Origin of the sequence: Spirosoma oryzae, assembly GCF_003002825.1 — a bacterium.
Lineage (GTDB): Bacteria > Bacteroidota > Bacteroidia > Cytophagales > Spirosomataceae > Spirosoma > Spirosoma oryzae.
The window spans coordinates 168,002-194,270 of record NZ_PVTE01000004.1 but is presented as its reverse complement, the minus strand read 5'-3'; the positions used below and the strand labels follow the sequence as shown (position 1 = coordinate 194,270).

Here is a 26,269-nt window from a genome sequence, read left to right as displayed (position 1 = left end):
TCTGATTGATATCGAATGGTAAATGCAGCGATCTGTAAGATTCTATGATTGTTGAGGTCGTCAACGGATAACGTCGCTGGATAGAATCAGAAATCGCTGCTTAGCAAATCAGTATAGAAGTGATGAAGTTGGGGCAACACGGCCGCAGGCTGGTAGCCGCCAATAAGTCGGCCCGATTCACCGCCCATCCGCGTAATCAGGTCCGGATTGTCGATGAAGCGCATCAGGCGCTGGCACATGGCTTTCTGGTCACCTGGGTTTATCAGAAAGCCATTGACTTCATCATGCACGACTTCGGCCGTACCGCCGACGGGGGTGGCAATAATCGGCAAATGGTAGTTCATGGCTTCCAGGATCGACAGGGGAAGCCCTTCGTTGTAGGAAGGCAGGATAAACACGTCGCAGGTGCTGAGCAGTTCATGTTTACGAATGCCGGATACCCAGCCCTCAAACTTGACGATCGATTCCAGCCGGTGCTGGGCGATGTAGCTTTGCAGGCGATTCGTTTCGCCGTTGCCGCCCACGTAGAGTACTAGCCGCCCCTCGAACGAGTCACGGTACTGCCGGATGCCGTCGAGCAGGTCGAAAATGCCTTTGCGTTGCCCGATAGCACCCAGAAAAAGCAGCCTGACGGGGAGTTTACCCGCTGGTCGGGTCGGGAACCCCGCTGATTTGTCGCGCTGATGAATAATGTTGTTCAGAATCTCCAGCCGACGGACGCGAAAGTGCCGATTGAAATAATCGCGCCAGTACGTCGACAGGACAATCACGATGTCGGATTTCTCGATTAAGAACCGAATCAGTCGCTTGCTTACAGGATCGCTCTGCTCGTAAAACTCAACGAATCGGGACCCGTGCATATGGTAAATCACCCGTTTTCGAAAGATGTAGCGAGCCGTCAGGAAGAGTAGTAGTTTACGGTAGAAACTACCATGCGTCGACGCCTGAATATGGACAATGGCAATAAGTGGGTCGTTGAGGAGCGTTTGCACAAAACGCAGGTACTGCCGCAGGAAAAAAAGAATTAGTTTCCCTTTGCCCATGACCCGATGCGTTGTGACGTATTTAAACGTGGCAAAATGCCGGGCATACACGTTCATTACACTACCCACACCACCCCGGTAATTAATATGGTCGGGCCCGACCGTCAGCACGCGTTCTGCCGTGTCGAGGGGAATCAGCCAGTTGGGGGGCGCAGATACGGGAGGAGCAGATTGAGAATTAAGCATTGCAGTGGAAATCACTAAAGCATGGTAGTGAGCGAAGAAGCAAGGTCGGTGGGGGCAGGATGACGGCGTAGCATTCGAGCGGGGTTCCCCACAACGGTACAGCCCATCGGGATCGATTTTGTGACGACACTGCCTGCCCCGATTACGACGTTGTCGCCGATATGAACTGGGCCGATGATGCAGACATTGGCACCGATGTTTACATTATTGCCAATGACCGGACAGGTACTGCCTGCGCCAGCATTGCCAATCGTTGTCGACTGCCTGAGTACACAGTTCCGGCCAATCTGAACGTTTTTGTGAACCACCAGCGCCTGCCCGTGGTAGATACGCAGCCCCGGTCCGACCACGGTGTTGTATGGTAGTTCGACGCCTAGTGTCCATTCGACCAGCAACCGGTACAGCAGCCGATACGGTAGCAACAGCAGGCGGATCACCGGATTGTCAAGACCATAGTTAGCCAGGCGAAACAATATGCCCAGGAGCCGCCCCTTTGAGTTACGGGTGTTGGCGGACCAATCCTGAAAAACAAACGAAACAACGTTCATGCGGCAGACGAATAGGTAGTCGAAGCAAGCGGCTTTCGGGTGGTTGGTGTGCTGGTCTCCAGGACCTGTTTGTATAGGTCGAGGTAATTATCTGTCATTGCCCGGATGGAATACCGGCCGTTGGCTGGTAGCGCCAGGTTGCCAACCAGGCTGGTCAGCGTTTGTGTCCGGTAAGCCTGGATCAACTGTAGCAGCGCATCTGCACAGGCACCGGCATCTTCCGTGGCAAACAACATCCCACCTGACAGCGACCGTATGATCTCGGCTGGTCCGCCCGCATCAGATGCCAGTACCGGCAACCCCGCTGCCAGTCCTTCAACAACAGTCAGGCCAAACCCTTCGTAGAGCGACGGCTGAATCACTAAATGATAGGTTGATAGGTTGTCTTGAAGCCACGTCCAGTCGCGATGACCCGAAAAACGGACGTAGTTGTCGATCTGTAAAGCCCGCACCCGTTCGTTCAGGTAATCTAACGAAGGCCCTTCACCGACGAAATCGAGTTTCAGCCGGGTTTCGCCACGTTGATGGATCAATATGGCGAGGGCTTCCAGAAGAATATGCTGGCCTTTCTTTTCGTGCATCAGCCGGCCGAGCTGAACCAGCCGGATTGGCTCAGTGGGGGCCAGTTGGTAGTCTGCACGTCGGTTGAAACGATGAATCGGAACGCCGTTGTGAATCAGCCGGATGGGTAAGTCGATGCGCTGCTGTACGTCTGCGGCTACAGCCTCCGAGATGGCGGCCAGCGCATCGTAGCTGGCGAACGTGTCGGTCGGAATCTGAACGTCGTGTACGGTGTACACGGTTTTGGCGCGGGTTGCTTTGAGCAATTGAATCATCTTTCGCTCGTGGCAGTGGACAATGTCCGGCCGTAGTCGATACAGCAGCCAGTTAAGCCGTATGATCGGTAGGGGATTGCGGCTGCCTTCCTCGCGGTCGAGAAAATGCACGTTGACTCGCCGATCGAGTCCAACGAGCATCGATGCCATGGGTGCGTCGTTGACTACGATCAGCGATACGTCATGGTCCGCAGCCAGCTCGCTAAGCAGATTCAGCGTCAGAATCTGTGCTCCGCCCGTACGGAGGGTAAACAGACAGTGGACGATACGCATGGCGTTTGTTGAGTAAGGAGTGGGCCCTGCGAAGGCGTGAAGAGGATGTCGGCGGGAGCTTATGAAAGGCGTACCGTTTCCTTTACCCGACGTTTGAATTGATAGTACCGGGTTTTCAGTACGGCCCGTGATGTCGCTGGTGCGCCATTACGCAATAGTACCCGCTGAATGTCTGATAGGAATCTGTGACCGCCCGTCGTCGTTTTCGTATCGCTGCCCATTCGGAAGCCTGCTACTGCTTCGTTCGCGTAGCTGTATATTGGGCCGTGATTTAATAAACGGAGCCAGAGGTCCAGGTCCATGCAGTAATGAATGGTTTCGTCGACATAGCCTACCTGACGGATAAGGGGCGTCGGATAAAATGACCCCTGCTGAATCAGGTCGTAGTTGTGGGTCAGCAGGTGCTCGCGATTGGGTATCGACACAAATCGGGTAACGAGATGACTGCCCGCTTCGTCGATCTGATCGAGCGCAGCACTGTGATAAACGGCTCCGTCGGGGTGCTGACGGTAGTGGGCGACCATCCGGGATACGCAGTCTGGGTAAAGAATATCATCTGAATTTATCCAGCCGACGAGTTCACCGGATGCTGCCCGGAAGCCTTTGTTGATCGCGTCGGACTGGCCCCGATCAGGTTCGTGGAAAACGGTTGCCAGTTGGGCGCGGTACCGGTCGACGACCGTCATGGTGTCGTCGGTTGATCCGCCATCTACGATGATATATTCGATGTTGGGATATGTCTGCGCCAGTACCGACTGGATAGTCGCTTCAATAAAATGGCCCTGATTGAAGGAGGGCGTAATAATGGATACTTTGGGAAATGACATGCTCATGCGCAGTTCTATTTTACGAATGAAAAGCCCTGTTCGTCGGTCGTCGTGATCATTTGCTCTTTTTGTGGCCGTTGAACATGCCGGGAGACTGTAAACGACTCGTCGAAGCAGTTCGCATCGGTCATACGGGCTTGCTGTTTGGTTAGGTACTCGTCGGTGGTCATCAGAATTCGGGCTGGGTTACCAGCGGCTACATAACCGGCAGGAATACTTCGGCTGACGACACTGCCAGCCCCAATGATGCAATCGTTACCGATATCGGCACCGGGTAGAATAGTTGTACTAGCTCCGATGAATACCCGATCGCCGATACGAACGTTACCGATTCGGGTATACCCCAGGTGCGTGTGCATGCTAGCATCGTGGGCCAGTATATGAACGCGGGGAGCCAGCGTGACGTCGTCGCCGATGCTGATATGCCAGCAATGCGCAAAGTCAATTCGGCATTGCGACATCATTTTCAGATTACGTCCGACGACAAGACCCATTTTCTTTAGCCTAGGCAGATTCGGTTCATCACGTAGTCGGTCGATAAACCGGCTGACAATCGATCGTATAGCGGCTTTCATATTGTAGACTTGCTAGGTGGGTTGTCAATGTGAGAATGACTCGTGCGGCAAGCTCGCCGGGCCGGTACAATCTGTTAATTGGTTAACGGGCGAATAAGCGTGATGTATGGTCACGTCGATCCGTCTGCGGTATTCATCAACGACCGCCATGGTGTCGTCTGTCGAGCCACCGTCAATAAGAATGTATTCAATATTGGCGTATGTCTGTGCCAGTACCGATTCGATCGTGGCCCGGATAAAACTGCCCTGATTGAAAGAAGGCGTTATGATCGATACCTTAGGGCGATGAGCATTCATGTGTAGTTCGTGATTTACGATTTATACATCACTCGTTTACTAGTGTGACCGTCTGCTCTGTATGAATCAGATTGATGGGTACGAATGCTGCCAATGCGCTGGTATGGCTACCGGGCTATATCCGTAATTCGGTCAATGGTGAGGGCATTCCCTCTGTCTAATCGAACCGCCACTTTTCTAGTTGTGCATGGCTCACTAGATCGAAATGGGAGTGATTTGCACGATTACTTTCTAAATCCTGTGTTGTGCCATCTGTGGCACGGATGGGTAGGAGCGACGTGCGAAGAGTGGAGCATCCGTGTATGGTAAGCGAGTGCGGTCGATTAACGCCTGGGAGCCTTTTATCGCAATACCCAGCATCAGGGTCATACTAATTCGAAACGAACCATACAGGATTTCCACGCCCGTGAAGGAGATCAGAAAGACGGTTCCCAGCGTAAGTGCCCCAACGATGCTTATCGGGATATTTCTGTGATGAAGAAAACAACGAAACAGCCGAACGTGAAGAATGATGAATAGCACAGTACCAACAACGCCGACATAAAGAATCAGTAGCGACCAGGCGATATCACTTGTATCGACCTGGCTGATTTCCCCAGTATGCTGATTGTATAATCCGGCTTCGAACGTCAATTTTCCGGCTTGCTTGGAGTCTTCTGTCAATAGCCCTATGCCAAAAAGTAAGCGGGCCGGTTCCGCTATCACGTATGTAAAGCGCTCTGCCAGATGAGCAATTCGGTAGGTGAACGTATCGCTGGCATCGTAACTAAGGTACGTTACCGCATGACTACCAGGCATCAGTATTTTGTTGATGTCCGCCAAGCCGTCGTTTACTCTGGATTGAATAGAGCCAATCATCATGGCACCGTTACCAACAATAATTAACAGCGCTACGTACAAAAACCGTTTACTGGTGGTCTGTTGTGCTAGAATGTACACACTGGCAACTACAGCTATAATGAGCATAAGTGAGCGGTGCATTGGTGCGACAACGGTAATCAGTAGCAGACCGATAATAAGCCATTTTGCCACTCTGCTCGTGTATTCGTAGGCAAACAGATAGTAGAATAGTGTAGGAATCAGAAAGGTGGGTAGGTTGTAATAGCGTACCCAGCCAATGGATTCCATATTGTTGATAGTTGTACTCTCTGGATCGCCAAGCAGAACAGTTCCGGTAGGGATTTGTAGAAGAAAAAGAACGCATTGAACCAACGTGATTATCGCCAGTGTATGCCATACGCGAGTAAGATCATTCACCGGGACCAGCATAAACACGAAAAAACTTAATAAGAATAAATTGTTACGAAAGACTCTTACGACACTGTTTAGCTCGTAACCCAGTATAAACCGGCTATACAGGCCGTCTACAAAAACGAAAAGAATAAAGATCAAAATCCAGCGGAGAACAGGGTCATGTTGAAAAGCCCGTTGGAGTGTCGAAAATCGGAATAGACAGATCACTACAATGTACATGATCGCCATGTCGCTTGTCTTCTCAATTGGTAAGCCTGCCAGTAACCATTCCTGGGGTATGAGGAGAAAGCCTTTCGTGGCCAGACCAACAAAAATCAGTAGTGAACCATAAAAGCGATTCGAAAAGAAAAGGCCGATAGCCACTATTGTTAGAATTGTACCAACCATAATCGTGACGGTAGACTAGTAAATAGAAATTAACTACTGACTTACAACACCTGGCTGGATCGCGACGAAAGCCGGACGATGTCGTGACGTAGCAGAATCGCGTAGGTGATGACTGCGGCTAGCCCAACGAAACCGATGCGAACGAACGCGTTGGTAAGTTCCTGCTCGACAAGTGTGAGACAAACGGTCAGCGCGATCAGAATCAACCAGGTGAGCCACTGGTTGCGGATGCCAAACTGTAGCGGGCCAATGTATCGTCGCTGGTAATACAGGCATAGGGTCAGTGAACTTAGAATCGCCAGTGAGTTAGCCAGGATTACACCGTTGAAGCCCAACAATCGGTACGAGAGCAGAATGACCAGCCCATTGACGGTTACGTTGACTGCCTGAACCAGCACGGTTTTCTTACCATGCTGATGGCTCATCAGGAAATAGTAAGGCGGAATGGAAAGGGTACCCAGCATGTAGGCCGACGAAATGCTCAGGGTTGCCAGTGTCGTGACATCATTGGCATTTGGTAACCAGAGCGATAATGCCGTGGGGAATGCCAGGAAAAAAAACAGCAGGAACGGCACGAGTAACGTTAGCATCCGGCTCTGAAACGTAGTCATCATCCGATGAATAACCCCGATGTCGGTCTGTTGCGCAATCTGCGGGTACAGAGGATACGTCAGTTTTTGCATGACCGCCCAGAGCTGGGAGCGTATTTTGTGAGCGATCTCCAGGTACCCTACTTCGGTAACGCCAATCAGCCGCGATACGAGTAGCTTCGTCATCGGCTCAAACAGCATGGTCAACAGCCCAGCCCCGTAGACACTCGCGCCAAATGCCAGTTGCTTTCGGGCGACTCTGGGTAACTCCGTCAGAAAGCCGGTCAGGTCGGGCATGCCCCACAGTCGTAGTGCGGCCGTAACAACCAGTACCAGCCAGACGCTGGCGGCTCCGATCACGGCCCAGCCAATACCTGGCATGCCGTAGCCCAAACTGACGACGCCAATCATACCGCCCCAGTACAGCAGGCTGTAAATGAACTGGTACATGTTCGTCAGGTAGATACGTTGCTGCGAATCGAGTAGTGTCGTGAATGTCTGCCCGATCAGCAGCACCAGGTTGGCCAAAACGACACAGCGGTACAGGATTCTGACCTGATCGTACAAACGATCGGATAAGCCGAGAAAGCGCTGAAGAATAGGTTGTTGAAACGTGATGGCCAGCAGACTGAGTGGGACGATGATAACCAGCAGCAGCAACAGGGTAGCGGCAATGTCGTAGTCCGATTCTTTTGAACGACCCTGCACACAGAGAAATTTCAGCAGCGCCGAGTTCAGGCCGAGGTTGACGAATATGTTTAAATTGCCAGCCAGCGTTACGATGGAGAAAGCACCGTAGGCTTCTTCGCCCAGTACCCGGATGAATACCGGAATGCTGATAAAGGTCAGGACGCCCGTCAGTACCAGCTGCCCAATACCACTCAGCGAATTTTTGTAGGTCAGCTTCATGTGTGTTCAGCGTTGAGACTACCAGGCTTTGTCGTCGCCCCGGACCATGTTGAGAAGTGTCCAGAAGCAGATTTGCAGGTCCAGCCCGATCGACTGTTTGCGGATGTAGAGCAGGTCATAGCGGATGCGGTGCGCCATCTGAATCGGGTGCGCCGTTTCGCCCCGACTTCCCCGCGACTGCGCCAGCCCCGTGATGCCGGGACGGACAGCATAGCGATCGACGTAGCCCGGCATCGTGTGCCAGTGCTGGGCGTCGAGCCGGAGCGGGTGCGGGCGTGGGCCGACCAGGCTCATCTGCCCGAGCAGTACGTTGATGAGCTGCGGTAACTCGTCGAGACTGGTTCGGCGCAGAAACGCGCCCAGCTTCGTGACCCGTGGGTCGTTGCGGACGGCCTGCCGGAATTCTGCATCTTTCGAATAAGTCATCGTGCGGAATTTCAGACACCGAAACGGAATGCCACCCCGGCCCATCCGAAGTTGCATGAACAGGGCCGGACCGGGCGACGAAAGCCTGACCAGCAAGCTGATCAGCGGCAACAGCCAGCTTAAAATGACCAGTAACAGCAGCAGCGATACAACGATGTCAAAGGCGCGTTTAATCCAGTCGGTCCGCCCGGTCAGCGGTACCCGCATGGGGGGTTGTCTGAGCGGATGCTCAGTGAAGGAAGGTAACGTTACATTAAGCATACGGTAGGGGGAGCTAGGGAGAAAAATCGGACGTCATCGGAGGGTCCGGGTCGGGCGCTTTTCGGGTTTGCCGGCTTCGTCGTAGTATCCGCCGTAGCCATAGCCATACTGGTACGACGCGCCCTCGCCAACGGCGTTCAGGATCAGATTCAGGCGCTGAAACCGATTTTCCCGGTACAGCGTATCGATCATCTTCAGGTACGTTTTAGGCGTATGCTCGTGACGGACGATAAACATGGTCGCGTCGACATGAGGAGCAATCAGCTGGGCATCCGTAACCAGACCAATAGGCGGTGAGTCGATGATGACGTACGAATAGCGAGTCCGCAATTCGGCAATCAACTGCTCAAGCATGGGGCTGCTCAGCAATTCCGACGGGTTGGGCGGAATGGGACCACTCGTGATAATGTGGTAATTCGGGAAGCCCGGTATCTCCTGAATGACCTCATCCAGCGTTGCCTCCTGAATCAGGTAGTTGCTGAGCCCTACGCCATTCTCCATCTTGAGTACCGAATGCAGCTTGGGCTTGCGCAGGTCCATCTCCAGAATCACCGTTGGCCGGTCGACCAGGGCGAGACTGGCCCCCAGGTTCAGCGACATAAATGACTTACCCTCTCCGCCAATGCTCGACGTAAACAGAACGACCTGACTGTCGGTGGGGTGACTGCGCAGGAATTGCAGGTTGGTGCGTAGCGCCCGAATCTGCTCGGCAATAACCGACCGTTTTCCCGACACCATGACCATTGGATCGACGTTACGCGTGGCGGCTACCTCGCCGATGATGGGTACCTGCGACACTGATTCTACGTCGGCCCGGCGATTGACCCGGTCGTTGAGGGCGTCGCCGGCGGCAATGACGCCTACCGGCAGCATCAGGCCTACCAGACCAAACAGGACAAAGATGGTGCTGTCAACGGGTTTCACGGGCTTGCGACCCGTACGGGGCGGATCGATGGTGCGGCTATCGGCGACTGTCGACGCGTACGACAGCGCTGTTTCCTCGCGCTTTTCGAGCAGGTACGTATACAGGTTGTTTTTGATCGACTGCTGCCGGGTGATGTTAACCAGCTCCCGTTCCTTGCCGGGGATCGTGCGAATCTGGCTTTCCAGACGACGATTTGTTTGCTTAAGCCGGTTCTGCGCCGTAACGATGCCCTGTTTGATGCCAGCGATATTTTCCGACAAACTGGTTTTGGTCGCTTTGATCTGCGATTCCAGACTTTGCAGCATCGGGTTGTTCGACGCTGTTGTCCGGCTCAACTGATCGCGCTGCAATTCCAGCTCGCTCAGCTTGCCGATCAGCCCAATCAGGACCGGGTCGTTCAGGCCAAGCGTGGCCGGTGCAGCTCCGCGACTGTTACTTTTGCTGTCGACATACGCTTCGATACCGTTGATCGTATTCAACTGAATCGTTGCCTGGTTAAGCTCCGTATCATTTTCTTTGACGGTTTCCAGGAAGAGCTGCGCCTGCGAACTGAGATCCGTGATACCTTTCGACGATTTGAACGACTCAACCCCTTTCTCGACGGCTGTCAGTTCGCCCACGATCAGGCGCAGGCGCTCCTCGATAAAGTTCAGCGTGTTGGCTGCCACGATGTTTTTGTCGACAACGGCGGCCTTGTTGTACTCGCTGATCAGGTTGTTGAGGATGGTTTCGCTCTTGCGGGGTACCGCGTCGAGTAAGGTCATCTGCAATACGGTCGAGGCTTTGCTGCTGGGTTCCACCGTCAGGTTGTCGAGGTAATGGTCGACGGCCGTGGCACGGGGTAACACCTGTACCACTATCGCTTCGTTGGTTGCCTGCAACGGCTTCCGGGCCTGGATGCGCAGTTGGCCGTAGGGCGTCTGCACGCTCTGGTTCGTGGTATACAGCTCGTCGTTGATCCGAACCCGGCTGGCCCCAACCGGGACGATTTCCAGCTTCGTGTCGTAGATAACGGGGTCGGCTTTTTCGACGATGAGCCGAAACGGAGCGCTGTCGTAGATTTCCCGGTTGCCGGTGCTGGTTGGGCGGAAATACTGCACGTCGAGCCCCATTTTGCCGACTACCTTGTTCATCAGAGCATACGACCTCAGAATCTCCATCTCGTTTTCGATCACCTTTTTCGGCGCGAGAATGTCGATTTCCTTGAGAATGCTTTCTTCGCTGAGTCCTTTCTTGTCGTCTTTAATCAGCAAACTGGTCTGCGTTCGGTAAATGGGGGTCTGGAACTGCAGATAAGCGTAGGCACCGATACCCGCCAGTAGTACCGATAAGACAAACCATTTCCACTGCCGCACGTAGCGCATCAGTACCAGGCGCATGCTGGGACTATTTTCCGCTTCATAGAGCTGATACGGCGCGTAAGAATACGAGTTCTGAGTCGACATAGTCGTTTATTGGATAAAGTATACAGGGAGTGTTCGGCTAGAAGCGAGTGGCGATGATGGCCAGAAATGACAGCGCACTGATGGCAATCGGGGCCACCTGCATCGTTCGGTCGGCGGTTGCAGCGCGTACTTTACTGGGTTCGACGTAGACGACGTCGTTCGGATGGAGGTAGTAATAAGGCGAACTGAACAGATCGCGACGGGTCAGGTCGACGTGGCCGAACTTGCGTTGCCCATTTTCTTCCCGAATTACCAGCACGTCGGTCCGGCGACCGAAAATCGTTACGTCACCGGCCAGGCTCAGGGCTTCCAGCAGGGTCAACTGCTCATTTGGAACCGTAAAGAGTGACGGACGGGCCACTTCGCCCATGACCGAGATGCGGAAGGTCAGGTTGCGTACGTTCACGGTTGGCTCTTTCAGGTATTCGCGCAGGGGTTCCCGCACACGCTCCCGAATCTGCGCTACCGTCAGGCCTTTCACTGACAGCTTACCGATCACGGGCAGTTCAACGGCCCCGTCGGCATCGACCATATAGCCGCTGACGGGTTGCAGGGGTGAGGTCGAGTTAGCCGCCATGGGCTGACTGGCGCGGTCGGCGACGGCAAACGACGTGTACGGATTGAAAAACGTCGATGCTTCGGGGTTCAGACTGCTGATCTGAATGGAAAGGATGTCGCCCGGCTGTATGGTTGGCGTGTAACGCGCGGTGGCCGAAACCAGATCCGTGGCGTTTTGCCCGTTCTGAAAATAGGACAACTCTTTCGTCGACGCACAGCTGGTCAGTTGGCAGGCTATGCTGGCAAGTAGGATGAACCGTAGTAGAAAAGTGCAATTTTGGGTAATGCGTTGTTTCATGGACAGTAACGAGTCTATATAGAGAGATAAAGCAGCAATCGGTGAAACGGACGTCTGGACCATGGTTGCGTTAGTTGCCACTCATCGATCGGTCTGACGGGCATTCATCGTTGTCAGTCAGACAAATATAACGAGCTGTAAGTTTACTAAATATTAAAAATGTTAATTAATAGTCTATGTTTGACCGAAAACAAATACCAATTTTTGTGCCATACTTGATCGGGTATCGATATCTATGAATCAGGCTATTCGTGTGGAGCGAACGGTAGCAATGCGCATATGGGTAGTGATGGGATAATAAAGCCATATGGCCAGGCTGTGTATATAATATAGTTATGAAAAATGAATATGGTTTCTTGAGTATATGTGTAAGTGTAAAATTATTATATTTGGGTAACACTTAATCATAATAGTATACTGCGAAGCCTGGTCAGACGTAGCGTACGAACAACAACAGTGTCGCTTGTCGCTTTTGGCAGGCTGGTAACGCGTACACAGGTCGATGGGCAACCAAGCCGGCCTAGGTAGTACGTGTAATTAAAAATAGTGTCGAGCGTAGTTTTTTAATCAGTATAGGTAAAGTTCAAGAATGCACCGGCTCGATGAACCGTATCGTTTATGATGTTTATGCGCGTATTCCATACGTTGACGTGGGTGGTAACGCTACTGGAACTGACAGTGGCCTGCCGGAACCCGATCGACGGGGTTGCCCTGCGGACGAAAGCCCCGATCACGACGGGTATCATTGCTATTCGGCTGCATGATCCGGCTGGTAATCCATTGCCAACAAGCAGCCGGGTAACCCTGGCCGGGCCCGATGCCGACAAAATTGTGACGACGCACGGTACGACGAAATACAGCGTCGACGCGGAGGGGCTATTGTGCCTGGCTGTGCTACCTTCGCTCGCGCCGTCGAGCAAAGAACCAATCCAGTTTACGCTTGTGATCGAAGCCGACGGGTATCTCACCATTGTGCAGCCCATCACCGTAACCAGTCGAAACCGGCTGACGCGTACGCTACGGTGGATCGATCTTGCCCGACCACCCCGCACGCTGGCAGCCGGGCGCATCACGAAACATGCCGGTGCCGATGGGGCTACGTCTGAACCGGTAGCGTTGCTAACGCCGTCGCCCCCACGATCGACGGATAAAGCATCGGTACTACTGGAGCCTGGTACCCGGCTGCTGGATCGCGACGGAAAGCCAGTTGCCGGTGCAGTCACCCTGACGACAGTATACACAAACGCCCGCGAACCAGCCACCAGTCAGGTGCCGGGGGGCGGCAGGCTGTTCAGTGTCAAATCGCGCGATGGCAGGATAAATCCTGACCCCTTACGCGTGCTGTCGATGGCGGGGTCGGTGACGCTGGAAAGCTATTCGTCTGCTTACCAGCTGGCTTATAGCAGCTCACTGCCAATAGTGTGCTATATGGACCTGAATCCGGCAACGATCAACGCACAGACGGGACGACCCATACAACCGGGTGATTCGATTCCGCTGTACAGTTACGACGCAGTGACCCGGCAGTGGCAGCCGGAAAAAGCGGGCATCGTGACGCGTAGCCTGGTAGGCCGGCTGGAATACCAGGTGTCGGTCGATCGGTTTCTAACGTACGTAGCTGCCTGGACAGCGCCCGCTTGCGACAACGATCCTGTCGCTTCAGTCAGCAGGCGACCCGCTAACTGACGTTGCCGGACCAACGGTTGATTGTTCGCTTCGCAAACGCGATGAGCTGGTCGATTCGGTGGGTACTGAAAATTCAGTCCGATCCGTTCGGGTAGTACCTGCCGGCTGTATCTTGCCGGTCTGAACTGACTTGTATGCGTTTACACCTGCACCCGGTCGATTTGCGGCTGCGTCACACGTTTACCATTGCCCACGACAGCCGCGACGTACAGCCCACGTTGATCGTCGCGCTGAGCGACGAACCCGGCGGACCGACCGGGCTGGGCGAGGCCACGGCTACCCGCTACTACGGCGTTACGATTGAGTCGATGACGCAGGCGCTGGAAGCCGTTCGGCCGCTTATCGAAGCCCACGACCTGACCGATCCGGCTGCCTTCTGGGCAGAACTGCATCCCTACCTCGCCGATCAGCCGTTTGCAGCCTGCGCGCTCGATCAGGCGGCCTGGGATCTGTGGGCCAAACGACAGGGAAAGCCACTTTACCAACGCTGGCAACTCGATCCTGCCCAGGCTCCGCTAACAAACTATACCATCGGACTCGATACGCCTGAACGCATGGTGGCGAAACTGGTGGAATGGCCGTGGCCACTCTACAAGATCAAACTGGGGCGGGCCGATACCGATCTGACAACGATCGAGACATTGCGGCAGCACACGGATGCCCGCTTCCGGGTCGATGCCAACTGTGGCTGGACGGTCGAGCAGACCCTTGCGTTTGCGCCCGAACTCACCCGCCTGGGGGTCGAATTTATCGAGCAACCCCTGCCGGCCAGCGACCGCGACGGGGCCAGACGCGTGTTTGAGCAAAGTGAATTGCCCATCATTGCCGACGAAAGCTGTATCGTTGAAAGCGACGTCGACCGGTGTGCGGGGCTGTTCCACGGCGTAAACATCAAGCTGACCAAATGCGGGGGACTAACACCCGCCCGGCGCATGATCGAGCGGGCGCGGGCACTGAATCTGCGGGTTATGGTCGGCTGCATGACCGAGTCGAGCGTTGGCATTTCGGCAATCGCGCAACTCTTACCCCTGCTCGATTACGCCGATCTCGACGGGGCGCTGCTTATCACCAATGATCCGGCAACCGGCGTGACGTTCAACGACGGCCGGATACAGTATGCCGACAGGCCGGGTACGGGGGCACAACTGGTCGAGCCATGAGTACTACAATTTCCGTCGATCAGCTCCCCAATCGATTGATCCGGCACAACGAACAGGACTATCTGTTTTTCAGCGGAACGGCTTATCTGGGCATACCGCAGCACCCGGTCATGCAGCAGCAGCTTGTCGACGCGATACAACAGTACGGGACCGTGTTCGGCAGTTCGCGCAACGGTAACCTGCGCCTGACGATCTACGAGGAAGCCGAAGCGCAACTGGCCGCAATGGTCGGAACGGTCGACAATCAGCCGCAGGCCGCACTGACCTTGTCGTCGGGTATGTTGGCGGGGCAGGTGGTCGTGCAGTGGCTGCAAGCGCAATCGATGCACCTGCTCTACGCGCCCGGCACCCATCCCGCGCTCTGGAATGGTCCGGCGACAAGTCTGCCAGGAACATCGTTTGATGACTGGTGCCAGCACATCGCCGAGCAGGTGCGGGCGCTGAACCCGGCACAACCCGTTGCTATCCTGACAAACTCGCTGGATGCCGTTCGATCGGAACTGTACGACTTCGCCTGGGTTAACGACCTGCCCGACGATCGGTTGATTACCCTGGTTGTCGATGATTCACACGGGCTGGGTCTGTTGAACGGTGGCCGTGGTATCTGGTCGCAGCTACCGCAGCGGGATAACGTACGACTGCTGGTTACCGGATCGCTCGCCAAGGCGATGGGTCTGCCGGGTGGTGTCGTGCTGGGCGACGCCGACAGGTTGCAGCAACTGCGGAAAACCCCCTTTTTCGGAGCCTGTTCACCCATACCACCCGCTTATCTGGCTGCTTTCGTACGTGCTCGTTCGCTGTATGAGACACAGTATGGCCGGCTTCGGCAACTCGTCGACAAAGCGGCTGAGGTACTGCTGCCCACGGGCCAGTTTCAGCAGGCCGCCGGCTATCCTGTGTTCTACACCGGGCAGGATGCACTCTATCCATTTCTGCTTCAGCACAACATGCTGATTTACTCGTTTGCCTATCCGACACCCAGCGACCGGGCCAATACGCGAATTGTAATCAGTGCTTTCCACGAACTGGCAGATATACAAGAAATTGGTAGGAAGGTGGGTCAGTATGGAAATACCGGTTAGTGCAGAAACGAGATTAAAAATGGTTGGCTGGGCAGCCGCAAAGAAATCTTCGGAATGACTTTTGACAAGGGCTTGTCAAACGCTTTTCCGCTATGAAACGACTTCTGTATTGCCTTCCACTGCTGACGTTGCTGGCCTGTGGTGGTGGGGTAGACCCTGAACCGGAGATTGCCGGTACCTACGAAATGACGCAGTATACGACGCCCGGCGCAAACGGAATCGGGACCGTTACGTACAACTTTCCGTACACCAATCCGCAAAACAACCAGGTCTATACCGGATCGGTCAAAATTGCCCGGAATGCCGACAACCGCGTCGGCATCGTTTATATCATCGGTATCCAGGGCCGTACCCCCCTGAGCGACTCCCTCAATCTGTCGCTCCGGTTGGGGGGCGGAAAGTTCGAGATGTACGACGGGGCTAACCGCGTCGGTACGATCGACGAGACCACCTTCAACTACGACAGCCGTACCGAGATAGGTACCAACACACTTCAATTCAGTATCAAAGCGAAACGCGCAGGTATGTAGCGCCCTAAACGGTTTAGGAAAACCGTTTAGGGCTGCACTGTATGGCTTACTTACCGAATGCCCCGGCGTGTTTCTGGAGCAGTGCTTCGTAGCGTTCGGCTTCCGGTTGCTTGGCGGCTCTGTAAGCCGACGCCAGATTATGGAGTACGTACAGATCCAGTTGCGGATTACTAAACTGGCCCGCCCCACTTTCGGCATAGGTCAGGTTCTGATCGGCCCGGCGAGCCATGGTATCGGCAATGGTCAGCGCCCGTTTTTGTTCATCGACGGCCAGTAAGAGCGGTACGTAGCTCGACGATACATAGTCGTAGGGGATACTCTTGTCGGGCAACACCCGTAGCGAATCCAGCAGTACGTTTCGGGCTTTTCCCGTGTCGCCTTCCCGTACCAGCTGATCGGCCAGGCGCAGAAACGCCATGCGGGCCGACACCGCCGGAGTGCGCTTGTACGTACTGTCGTAATACACGTCGGGGTTATCGAGCTGCCGCCAGGCCATCTTCGTTTTCATGTTCCGGTACATGAGCTGACTGTCGACATACCCATCCGACGCACCGGGTACAGCTACGGGCATCAGCCGGTACGCATAGCCCTCCAGCTGCATATGGTCTTTCAGATTCAGGTAGTGTGCTTCGGTCAGGGTGCTGGAGAAGTAAAGCGGGCGCTGCCAGTTGTTGGTGGCGATCATGTCGAGCATAATCAACTCCGGTTTGTATAGGTCTTTCTTGCCTAGTGTCCATTGCAGGGTGTCGCTCATCAGTGGCTTCAACGCTGCCGGTACAAAACCTGCCTTGTCGACGGCTGCTTTATCGATCGGTAGAAACAGCACCTGGGAGGGCAGAATACTGGTTGTGCCGCCACCCAGCAAAGGGGCCTGAATGGCCGGATTGTCCGACTTGACCAGATTGATGTACTGCTTCAGATCAATCCCCGCTTTCACACTGGCGATTTCATAGAACGGTACGTAGTCGTTCTTTCCCTTGATGAAGTTGTCGAACGCCAGCGATATCGGTACGGCATCCGATTCGTAGATTTTACGCTTCATCTGCTGAATGTACCAATCCATGCCCAGCAGGCTGAGGTTGCACACCCGTACGTCGCGCCGGACTCCTTCCACCTCCTGCGCATACCACAGCGGGAACGTATCGTTGTCGCCTTCGGTAAACAGAATCGCATTGGTGGCGCAACTGTTGAGCATATTCTTCGCAAAATCGACCGAGTGGTAGCGGTTTGACCGGTCATGATTATCCCAGCTTTTGACACCCATCATTACCGGAACCAGCAGGCAACTACCGGCTACCAGTACCGTCCGCAGCTGCTCCTGTCGTACCCAGCGTTGCATCTGTTGGGCCAGCGCCAGTACGCCCAGCCCCAGCCAGATGGCCATGAAGTAAAACGAGCCCACGTAGATATAGTCCCGTTCGCGGGGTTCGGAGGGGGGCGAATTCAGAAACACCTGTAGGCCGATCCCGGTTAGCAAGAATAACAGCCCGGTTGCCAGCCAGTGTGCCCGCTGTCGCCGGTAGTGGTACACGGCCCCCGCAATGACCAGCAGCAGCGGCAGCATATAAAAGTTGTCGTGGGCTTTATTCTGTCGAAGCAGCTCGGGTAGTGAGTCGGTCGCCGACCAGGGCAGCAGAAAACCAGCATCGTCCTCGTCGCTGTCGCGGCCCGCAAAGTTCCACAACACGTAGCGCGCCCACATATGCCCCAACTGGTATGTAAACAGAAAGCGCAGGTTGTCGCGCATGGTCGGTCGCTGCCCGTCGGTCAGTCCCAGCATCTGCCGGTACAACGCGGGGTGGTTGAGCTGATAGCTGTAGAGCCGGGGAAACAGCATCTGGTCGCCCGGTGCGTAGACGTATTCGGGCTGGTAATCGTAGATGACGTATTTGTTGCCCTGCCGCTTCCACATCGGCGCGCCCCGTTTCTGCTCGATTGGCCGGGCGGTAAAGACGGGGCCATACAGCAGCGACCGGCTACCGTATTGCTCCCGGCTCTGGTAGGCTTTGAAATTGATAACGTTGCTCGGGTCGTTCTCATTAATCGGCGGATTGAAACCGGCCCGAACCAGCACCTGTAGATACGACCCGTAACCAATTAGCAGAAAGGCTACCGCCAGCAGGGCTGTGTTCATTCCGGCGCGGTGACGGACCGCCGACCAGCAGATGCCGTAGACCAGCGCACCGGTCAACCCGATGCAAAACAGATAGATACCCGCGTTGAAGGGTAAACCCAGTCCGTTGACTGCCCATCGATCGACGATGAATGCCAACGCTGGCAAGCCGGGAATCGCTGCATTGATCAGCCCCAGTATCAGAAAGCCAGCGGCCAGTGCCTTGATCCAGCCCCAGCGCGTTGGCTGTGGGTAGGTTTTGGCGTAATAAAGCCGGGCCAGTCCCGGCAAGGTGACCAGGTTTAACAGGTGAACTCCGATTGAAATGCCCGTCAGGTATGCGATGAGGAGTAGCCAGCGGTTGGCCAGCGCCGGTTCGTCGATACGTTCCCAGGTCAGCGCTGCCCACACGACGATGGCGGTAAAGAACGACGAGATACCGTAAACCTCGGCTTCAACGGCCGAAAACCAGAACGTGTCGGAGAAGGTATAGGCCAGTGCCCCCACCATACCGGCTCCAATCACCAGCCCCATGTCAGCCCGGCTGTAGGCCGATTCGGGTTTGGCGATGACTTTACGGGCCAGCAGTGTAATCGTCCAGCACAGAAAGAGCACCGTAAATGCGCTGGCGACCACCGATACCATATTGGCCCAGTACGCAACGCGGGATAGGTCGCCCAGTGAAAGCAGGGAAAATAACCGGCTGATCAGCAGGAAGAACGGAGCACCGGGCGGGTGGGGGACCTGTAGCTTATACGAGGAGGCTATAAACTCCCCGCAGTCCCAGAAACTGGCGGTTGGTTCTACGGTCAGGCTGTAGGTAGTCAGCGCAATGGCAAAGACGAGCCAGCCGGCTAATCGGTCAAGGCGTTTGAAGCGGGTCATGGACGTAAAGTGTTTCGCTATCGTTGTGTTAAGACGATTCAAAACTACAGTGGCCCAGGACCGGGGTACGCCTGTGATTTGTTAAAGAATGTTAAGCAACGTGCTGTAGGTCAGTTAATTATTGTTAAAATGGATGCGTCGTGCAACGGCCGTTTACTTACCGCAGACTTTCCAGGTAGGCTACGCTGGCGGGGACCTGTTGCAGCGCTCGCGACGATTCGTCTTCGATGAAGAAGTGTTTGACACCCAGTTTGCGGGCCTGCTTCATAATTGCAGCAATCCCCACGTCGCCCTGCCCCAGTATTACGTTCGATTCTACGTCGGCATGGCCGGTGTTGCTGTCGGGCGTGCCGGGCTTCCGGTCTTTCAGGTGCATGAGCAGAAAGCGCTTCGGGTATTTTTGCAGCAGCGCCACCGGATCGTAACCGGGTTCTTTGACCCAGAACACGTCCATCTCAAAGTTGACGAATTTAGGGTTGAGGTTGTCGGCCATGTAATCGAAGAAGGTACCGTCTTTGTAGGTCTGAAATTCGTAGCCGTGCGTGTGGTAGCAGAAGGTCAGCCCGTTGTCGGCGAGTATGCTCCCGGCGGTATTGAATACGTCGACGGCTTTTTCCGCGTCGAAGGGCGTGAAGCGATCGCCGTAATGGGGTATCCAGGTACAGACGACGTATTTCGCGCCAACGGCTTTGGCTTCGGCAATCACTTTGGGCATATTGGTGGCCAAATCTTCGAAATCGGCACCCGTGCTTATGGCCTTCAACCCGTTCTGGTCGAGCAACTGTCGGTAGGCTGACAACGACAGGCCATATGTTCCCGCCGTCTCGATCTCCCGAAAACCCATCTGCCTGACTTTAGCCATCGTGCCTGGTACATCCTTGGCAAACGCATCGCGGAAGCTATACAGTTGTAAGCCAACCGGAGCCGCTTTCTGGGCCAATGCCTGACCTGTGGTCAGCCCGCCTAGCAGAAGAAGACTATATAGGTATTTCATCGATAGCAATTGGGGATAGTATAGCCAGCACAGGGTTGTTAAAACAAGTATAAACCGGAAACCGATGCGCTTCTACCGGTTGATCTGGGTCGTGAAGGTACTTTCGAAGATTTTGTCGGCGTTGGCGGCTTCGAACCCATCGCGTCGCTGCGCCCGACCAATCTGATCGGCGGGTAGGTCGGCAAACTGGGGTAGCACCCGCCGTTCCGCAAATTCGACGTAGGAGCCGGCAATCCGGGCGGTGTCGCCCCCGGCAAAGACGGCGTCGGTCATCTGCGCTACCGTCGACGCCTGCCGCAATCCCCCGTCGGGACTGACCTTGATGACCCCCCCCGCTGAGTTAAGCCGCAGACCACGCGCTTCGAGGAATTGCACGAAGGCGTCGATGGTGTTGTATCCCGGTTTCAGGTTATGTACGCTGATCGTGAAGTGGTTGAGGTAGTACCGGTTGTAAATTACCCAGGCGGCATATTCACTTTCGGCCAGCAGCGTCTGGTAATCGGCCAGCGTCGGCAGCGCCCAGAGCGACTGATGCAGAAACTGATCGACAGCCGCAGCATCGTCCAGATCGAGCGCATCGACCGGGTCGCTCGTCACCGCGTCGGTGTAGCGATGAATAATATGCTGTGCCTGCTCCGACAGCTCCTGTACGCGTAGTTCACTGGCGAAGATGCGGGGGAGGTTACGGCCGTCGGCGGGGGGCGCGTACCAGTAAGCCGACAGCTTCTTTTCGGCGAAATTGTAGGGGTCCCGCTTCTCGTAGCCGTAGTGCAGGAAAATTTTCTCGAACGATGCCAGGCCGAGGTGCGGAACGCCCATCGTACGGAACGCAATGTGGTCGTTCTCGATGTCGTCCGGCGACGTGATGATACCTTCATCGATCATGGCGCTGATGATGCGTTGCACGTCGGGAACGCGTTCGCTGTATTGACGCATCAAACCAGCCAGTACGGTGTCGAGGGTAGCGTTCATGGGCGGTATACAGTTTTCGGTTTTTAGTTTACGGTATACGGTTGTGCTTAAGCGATTGTTGGGTAGTCGCTTTTGTCATCCCTCCTCCGTCGGGATGACAAAAAAGCCTTTCTGTTGGTAGCTGAAACGGGAAGCACCATCGTAAACCGTGTACCGTAAACCGTTCTTATCGCCACGCACTGCGCGCCAGCAGGACTTCTTTTCCCGTCTCCGCCTGCTCGATACGATGTAGCAACTGATCGGTTGTTTCGGTGGCATGGCTTAGCTGAAGCCGGTCGTGCCAGTGACTTTCTGACCGGTAAACTAAATCAATTTCGGCAATTTCCCGTGTCCGTAGCCAGTCGTCGCCGACCTTTTCGAGTAGCCATTGCACGTAGGCTACGTTATTGACGTGCTGATTCTGATCGATGCTGAACCAGCCGACTTCAACCTGCCCGGCTGTGGTGTAAGGCAATGCGTGCGTCAGGAAGTCGGGCTTGCTGGTTAGTTTGGGTAGCGGCTGAATCGAAGGAGGAACGTGTAGCGCCCGAATAAAACCGGGCAGCGGAATCATCGTGCGGGACTCGATCGAGAAAACCAGCCACGTACTCGACGCATCGGCCAGTAACGTACCATCGTCGGCCAGCACCTGAAAGTCGCGGTAGATAAAGTACTTCTCCACGCTCGTTGGATACGTTACAACCCGGATCGTCTGTCCGTATGTCGGGTACTGATGCATGCGAAGCCGGAACCGCATCAGCATCCAGCCCACGCCGTGTGTCGCCAGGTCGGCAATGCCGATGCCGTAATCGAGCGCGTTGCGGTTAGCCGATTCCTGCATCATGTTCATCAGGGCCGGGATGCTGAGCCGTCCTGTCGCATCGCAGTCGTAACCACGCAGTAAAAAGGTATCCGTCTGGATAAAGGTCATGCAACAAAGGTACGGGAGCGCACAAAAAAACGCCGTATCTGACTGACACGGCGCACGTAATGAGAAGATGCTCTAAACGGGTAGCCCTTCGGCTTTGAACAAATCGTTTAGCAACCGATCTGCTGTTTTGTACAACGTCACCTGATCCCGAGCAGTCACCGCTGACGCCAGTTGCAGCGCGTCGAGACTTCGTAAGCCATTCAGCCCGTGTTTATCGATTAGCTGACTGGCTAGTTGTAATAGCGTATCGTCAATAGCGATAATTGAATACAGAGAAAGGTCATGCGTGAATACGCGAATAATTTCCTGTGCGTCAGCCGAGCTGACTTCCTTCATCCTGACTTTACGCCATACTATCGACCGAAATTCAATAACTGTTATTGAAGAAATAAGCACAGTATTGATGCTATTTTCAGCAAAAAAGGCATCGATCTCCGCTGAACCTTCTTCCTGAAAGTACAGCTTGAAAAGCGAAGAAGTATCCAGAAACACAGTCATAATGCTTCTCTGCGCTCGTCAATAACAGCGTCGCTGAATGACCCTTTGTAGTCCTTCAGCAATTCGCGGGTTTGCTTGAATGAAAAATCGTCGAGCGTCAGCCGCTTCGGCGCAGGCTGCGCTGCGCGTTTCTCGTTTAGAAACGTAACGATGACTTTTGTATCGTTCTGAACCGACACGGTGTCGTCCAGACGAATCTGCCCGTCCTGATAGACACCTTCAACAGTTACCAGCATAGCGTTTGTGGTTTGGCCAAAGATACAAAAAAACACCCCCGAGACGCTCGCCGTCCCGGGGGTGTGTGATGCTTTGTAGGAAGCGTCTTATTTGGTGCCGTAACGCTTACGGAACTTGTCAACGCGACCAGCCGTGTCGAGCAGTACGTTCTTACCGGTGTAGAACGGGTGCGACTGCGAGCTAACTTCCAGCTTAACGAGTGGGTAAGTATTACCTTCGAACTCAATCGTGTCGCGGGTTTGAACAGTCGAACGTGTCAGGAACTTGTAGTCGCTCGACAGGTCGTGGAATACCACATCGCGGTACTCCGGGTGAATGCCCTTTTTCATAATCTCAGTATCAGTTTCTTGTCATCTTCTCGGTTTCCGACCGAAAAGGACTGCAAAGATAACGGATCGAACTGGTACGGGCAAGCTCTTTTTGCAGTTGTTTGGTGGGTTGATAATCAGCCGCGTATGGTAGAACCGTTACCTAATTTTGCCGACAAAAGGTGGTAAAATGGCTTGCTGCTGAACCTGTCTTTTCGCAACTTACTCCCGTTGTCTGTACAGGCAGCCCCCTCCGTAACCTGATTGGCGGCTTCAGTTGCACTCCGCTTTTTAATTCGATTTTTTTACCCTTCCCCACAGAATTGTAAGTCGCTAAGAATTACGGCTTAACAATTTGGTAACGCATTTTTCAGATTGGATCTTTTCCAGATAAGGCATTTCAGCCGAACTGACTGCCTTGGTTTTTCGTCCAATTGAAGGCAACTTTAACACGTGGTCGGCGGACATTGTCACTGCCTGAACCACTGCCATAATCGTAATCAATACGTATCGAGTATACTAGTTACCTTTTCAAAATCAACGCTTTAACCCCAATCGCTCATGTTTGTAGTCAAACGAGACGGTCATCGGGAATCGGTCAAATTCGATAAGATCACCGCCCGGATTGAAAAACTCTGCTACGGCCTCGACCCTGCTTACGTCCAGCCCGTCGATGTTGCCATGAAGGTCGTGAGCGGCCTGTACGACGGCGTAAAAACGACGGAGCTTGACAATCTGGCTGCCGAAACGGCCGCTTCGATGACCACCCGGCATCCTGACTACGCTATTCTGGCTGCCCGGATTGCGATCTCCAACCTGCACAAGGAGACCAACAAATCATTCTCGGGAACGATCAAAAAACTGTACCTCTACGAAGATCCCAAGACCGGTGAAAACGCGTCGCTGATCTCGAAAGAAGTGTACGACGTGGTGCGGCAGCATGCGGGCCTGCTCGATTCGACGATCATTTACGACCGCGATTACGGCTACGATTATTTCGGCTACAAAACGCTGGAAAAGTCGTACCTGCTGAAAATCGACGGGCGCATCGCCGAGCGGCCCCAGCACATGCTGATGCGCGTCGCTGTGGGTATTCACATGGGTGATATCGACGCAGCGATCGAAACCTACAATCTGCTGTCGGAAAAGTGGTTTACACATGCAACGCCGACGCTATTCAACGCCGGTACGCCCAAGCCACAGATGTCGAGCTGCTTCCTGCTGACGATGAAAGACGACAGCATCGACGGTATCTACGACACGCTGAAGCAGACGGCTAAAATCTCGCAGTCGGCGGGTGGCATCGGTCTGAGCATCCACAACGTCCGGGCGACGGGTACCTACATCAAAGGCACCAACGGTACGTCGAACGGGATTGTGCCGATGCTGCGCGTATTCAACGATACAGCTCGCTACGTCGATCAGGGCGGTGGTAAGCGGAAAGGCTCGTTCGCCATTTATCTGGAGCCCTGGCACGCGGATATTTTCGACTTCCTCGATCTGAAAAAGAACTCGGGTAAGGAAGAAGCCCGCGCCCGCGACCTGTTCTACGCGCTCTGGACGCCCGATCTGTTCATGAAACGTGTAGAGGATAACGATGTCTGGTCGCTGTTCTGTCCCCACGAGTGCCCCGGCCTGGCTGATTGCTACGGCGACGAGTTCGAAGCCCTGTATACCCGCTATGAGCGCGAAGGTCGTGCCCGCCGGACGGTGAAGGCGCAGGAGCTATGGTTCAAGATTCTGGAATCGCAGACCGAGACCGGTACGCCGTACATGCTGTACAAAGACGCAGCCAACAAGAAGTCGAACCAGAAGAACCTCGGCGTCATCAAATCGTCGAACCTCTGCACGGAGATCATCGAATACACGGCTGCCGATGAAGTTGCCGTTTGTAACCTGGCTTCGATTGCGTTGCCCAAGTTCATCGCGCGCGGTACCGACGGTGTGTTGCGATTCGATCATCAGAAACTCTACGAGATCACGAAGGTTGCCACGCGTAACCTCAACAAAATCATCGACCTGAACTATTACCCGGTCGAAGAGGCACGGCGGAGCAACATGCGTCACCGGCCGATCGGACTGGGTGTGCAGGGGCTAGCCGATGCGTTCATCATGCTGCGGATGCCGTTTGAGTCGGACGAAGCACGCCGGTTGAACGAAGACATTTTCGAGACGATCTATTTCGGTGCCATGACGGCGTCGATGGAGCAGGCGAAGGAGGAAGGCCCCTACGAAACCTGGAAAGGGTCGCCCATTTCGCAGGGTATTTTCCAGTTTGATATGTGGGGCATCAAGCCCAAGTCGAGCCGCTGGGACTGGGAAAGCCTGCGTAAAGACGTTGTCGAGCACGGTGTGCGCAACTCGCTGCTGCTGGCCCCCATGCCGACCGCGTCGACCTCGCAGATTCTGGGTAACAACGAATGTTTCGAGCCGTACACGAGTAATATCTACACCCGTCGCGTACTGTCGGGCGAGTTTGTTGTCGTGAACAAGCACCTGCTGCGCGATCTGGTGAAGCTGGGTCTGTGGAACGATACGATGAAGAACAACCTGATTCTGGCCAACGGCTCTGTTCAGGCGATTCCGGGTATTCCGCAGAACATCAAAGACCTCTACAAAACGGTCTGGGAGATCAAACAGAAGCACGTGATCGACATGGCGGCCGACCGGGGTGCGTACATCTGTCAGTCGCAGTCGCTGAACATTCACATTCAGGATTCGAACTTCGGCAAGTTGACGTCGATGCACTTCTACGCGTGGAAAGCCGGCCTGAAAACGGGTATGTACTACCTGCGTACGAAGGCCGCTGCCGATGCCGTGAAGTTCACCGTGGTACAGCCGCAGGCCGAGCCACAACTGGAGCCGGTTATGACCGAAGCCGCTACTGTCGAAAAACCGCTCGACTACGTGCAGTATGCCAAGGAGCACGCGACCAACGCCCAGCCCATGCCCGTTCCGATGGTTACCGACCTCGAGCAGCAATACGCAGCCATGACCTGCTCCCTCGACGACCCTGAAGGTTGCGAGATGTGCGGTAGCTAGTCGCGTTTGTATGCCAATAAAAAACGGGTTCCGTACTAGTGCGGAACCCGTTTTTGGTATAAGCTATGGTCGTCAGCTGCGGGAGGGTTGATGAATGGGCGGATATGATGAATTAGACTATCGAATTCTTAGACGAATGAGTACCCGTCGACTGACTGATTAAATCTCGATAAAAAACAGAGACATACTTCATTCTTTTGAGGAAACGGTCGGT

23 protein-coding genes are annotated in these 26,269 nt (G+C 54.4%); 5 read left to right on the top strand and 18 right to left on the bottom strand.

Features of this window, described 5'->3' with window-relative positions; all coding sequences use genetic code 11:
* Positions 1-86: 86 nt before the first annotated feature.
* From CLV58_RS06090 to CLV58_RS06040, 11 genes are all read right to left on the bottom strand, one after another.
* Complete coding sequence (locus CLV58_RS06090) at positions 87-1,229, bottom strand: glycosyltransferase (RefSeq protein ID WP_106136895.1); 1,143 nt, start codon at positions 1,227-1,229, stop codon at positions 87-89.
* A 14-nt stretch (positions 1,230-1,243) separates the two neighbouring features.
* On the bottom strand, positions 1,244-1,777 hold the full coding sequence (locus CLV58_RS06085) for a serine acetyltransferase (RefSeq protein ID WP_106136894.1): 534 nt from the start codon (positions 1,775-1,777) through the stop codon (positions 1,244-1,246).
* On the bottom strand, positions 1,774-2,886 hold the full coding sequence (locus tag CLV58_RS06080) for a glycosyltransferase family 4 protein (protein ID WP_106136893.1): 1,113 nt from the start codon (positions 2,884-2,886) through the stop codon (positions 1,774-1,776). The genes CLV58_RS06085 and CLV58_RS06080 overlap by 4 nt, the downstream gene beginning before the upstream one ends.
* Before the next feature lie 59 nt (positions 2,887-2,945).
* Entirely contained in the window at positions 2,946-3,713 is a 768-nt protein-coding gene (locus tag CLV58_RS06075) for a glycosyltransferase family 2 protein (RefSeq protein WP_211300821.1), read from the bottom strand.
* A 14-nt stretch (positions 3,714-3,727) separates the two neighbouring features.
* On the bottom strand, positions 3,728-4,288 hold the full coding sequence (locus CLV58_RS06070; RefSeq protein ID WP_211300820.1) for an acyltransferase: 561 nt from the start codon (positions 4,286-4,288) through the stop codon (positions 3,728-3,730).
* Positions 4,289-4,312: 24 nt separating this feature from the next.
* Positions 4,313-4,585, bottom strand: coding sequence for a glycosyltransferase (locus CLV58_RS06065; RefSeq protein ID WP_106136891.1), 273 nt, complete (start codon positions 4,583-4,585; stop codon positions 4,313-4,315).
* Positions 4,586-4,816: 231 nt separating this feature from the next.
* On the bottom strand, positions 4,817-6,226 hold the full coding sequence (locus CLV58_RS06060; protein ID WP_106136890.1) for a hypothetical protein: 1,410 nt from the start codon (positions 6,224-6,226) through the stop codon (positions 4,817-4,819).
* 41 nt (positions 6,227-6,267) lie between these two features.
* Positions 6,268-7,725: a lipopolysaccharide biosynthesis protein gene (locus CLV58_RS06055; RefSeq protein ID WP_106136889.1), complete on the bottom strand. Its 1,458-nt coding sequence runs from the start codon at positions 7,723-7,725 to the stop codon at positions 6,268-6,270.
* Between the two features lie 18 nt (positions 7,726-7,743).
* Positions 7,744-8,412: a sugar transferase gene (locus tag CLV58_RS06050; RefSeq protein WP_106136888.1), complete on the bottom strand. Its 669-nt coding sequence runs from the start codon at positions 8,410-8,412 to the stop codon at positions 7,744-7,746.
* 33 nt (positions 8,413-8,445) lie between these two features.
* Entirely contained in the window at positions 8,446-10,782 is a 2,337-nt protein-coding gene (locus CLV58_RS06045; protein WP_106136887.1) for a GumC family protein, read from the bottom strand.
* A gap of 37 nt (positions 10,783-10,819) precedes the next feature.
* A complete protein-coding gene (locus CLV58_RS06040; RefSeq protein WP_106136886.1) occupies positions 10,820-11,638 on the bottom strand; it encodes a polysaccharide biosynthesis/export family protein in 819 nt (272 codons plus the stop codon).
* A gap of 627 nt (positions 11,639-12,265) precedes the next feature.
* Between CLV58_RS06040 and CLV58_RS06035 the strand changes: the two genes are divergently transcribed.
* From CLV58_RS06035 to CLV58_RS06020, 4 genes are all read left to right on the top strand, one after another.
* Positions 12,266-13,324 (top strand): hypothetical protein, encoded by a 1,059-nt coding sequence (locus CLV58_RS06035; protein ID WP_146141377.1) that lies wholly within the window; start codon positions 12,266-12,268, stop codon positions 13,322-13,324.
* A 134-nt stretch (positions 13,325-13,458) separates the two neighbouring features.
* Positions 13,459-14,484, top strand: coding sequence for a dipeptide epimerase (locus tag CLV58_RS06030; protein ID WP_106136884.1), 1,026 nt, complete (start codon positions 13,459-13,461; stop codon positions 14,482-14,484).
* Entirely contained in the window at positions 14,481-15,566 is a 1,086-nt protein-coding gene (locus tag CLV58_RS06025) for an aminotransferase class I/II-fold pyridoxal phosphate-dependent enzyme (RefSeq protein WP_106136883.1), read from the top strand. The genes CLV58_RS06030 and CLV58_RS06025 overlap by 4 nt, the downstream gene beginning before the upstream one ends.
* A 92-nt stretch (positions 15,567-15,658) precedes the next feature.
* On the top strand, positions 15,659-16,096 hold the full coding sequence (locus tag CLV58_RS06020) for a hypothetical protein (RefSeq protein ID WP_106136882.1): 438 nt from the start codon (positions 15,659-15,661) through the stop codon (positions 16,094-16,096).
* A gap of 46 nt (positions 16,097-16,142) precedes the next feature.
* Here CLV58_RS06020 and CLV58_RS06015 read toward each other — a convergent pair whose 3' ends face one another.
* From CLV58_RS06015 to CLV58_RS05985, 7 genes are all read right to left on the bottom strand, one after another.
* On the bottom strand, positions 16,143-19,094 hold the full coding sequence (locus tag CLV58_RS06015) for a glycosyltransferase family 117 protein (RefSeq protein WP_106136881.1): 2,952 nt from the start codon (positions 19,092-19,094) through the stop codon (positions 16,143-16,145).
* Between the two features lie 157 nt (positions 19,095-19,251).
* The gene (locus tag CLV58_RS06010; RefSeq protein WP_106136880.1) at positions 19,252-20,088 is read right to left on the bottom strand and encodes a sugar phosphate isomerase/epimerase family protein; all 837 of its coding nucleotides are present in this window, start codon (positions 20,086-20,088) and stop codon (positions 19,252-19,254) included.
* A 72-nt stretch (positions 20,089-20,160) separates the two neighbouring features.
* Positions 20,161-21,060 (bottom strand): DUF1338 domain-containing protein, encoded by a 900-nt coding sequence (locus CLV58_RS06005; RefSeq protein ID WP_106136879.1) that lies wholly within the window; start codon positions 21,058-21,060, stop codon positions 20,161-20,163.
* A 166-nt stretch (positions 21,061-21,226) separates the two neighbouring features.
* Positions 21,227-21,970: an acyl-[acyl-carrier-protein] thioesterase gene (locus tag CLV58_RS06000; RefSeq protein ID WP_106136878.1), complete on the bottom strand. Its 744-nt coding sequence runs from the start codon at positions 21,968-21,970 to the stop codon at positions 21,227-21,229.
* A gap of 72 nt (positions 21,971-22,042) precedes the next feature.
* On the bottom strand, positions 22,043-22,468 hold the full coding sequence (locus CLV58_RS05995) for a type II toxin-antitoxin system VapC family toxin (protein WP_106136877.1): 426 nt from the start codon (positions 22,466-22,468) through the stop codon (positions 22,043-22,045).
* Positions 22,465-22,704 (bottom strand): hypothetical protein, encoded by a 240-nt coding sequence (locus CLV58_RS05990; RefSeq protein WP_106136876.1) that lies wholly within the window; start codon positions 22,702-22,704, stop codon positions 22,465-22,467. Before CLV58_RS05990 ends, CLV58_RS05995 begins: the two co-directional genes overlap by 4 nt.
* Before the next feature lie 87 nt (positions 22,705-22,791).
* On the bottom strand, positions 22,792-23,034 hold the full coding sequence (locus CLV58_RS05985; protein ID WP_106136875.1) for a type B 50S ribosomal protein L31: 243 nt from the start codon (positions 23,032-23,034) through the stop codon (positions 22,792-22,794).
* A 540-nt stretch (positions 23,035-23,574) separates the two neighbouring features.
* On the opposite strand from CLV58_RS05985, the gene CLV58_RS05980 reads away from it, so the two are divergent.
* Complete coding sequence (locus CLV58_RS05980; protein WP_106136874.1) at positions 23,575-26,055, top strand: ribonucleoside-diphosphate reductase subunit alpha; 2,481 nt, start codon at positions 23,575-23,577, stop codon at positions 26,053-26,055.
* Positions 26,056-26,269: the final 214 nt, after the last annotated feature.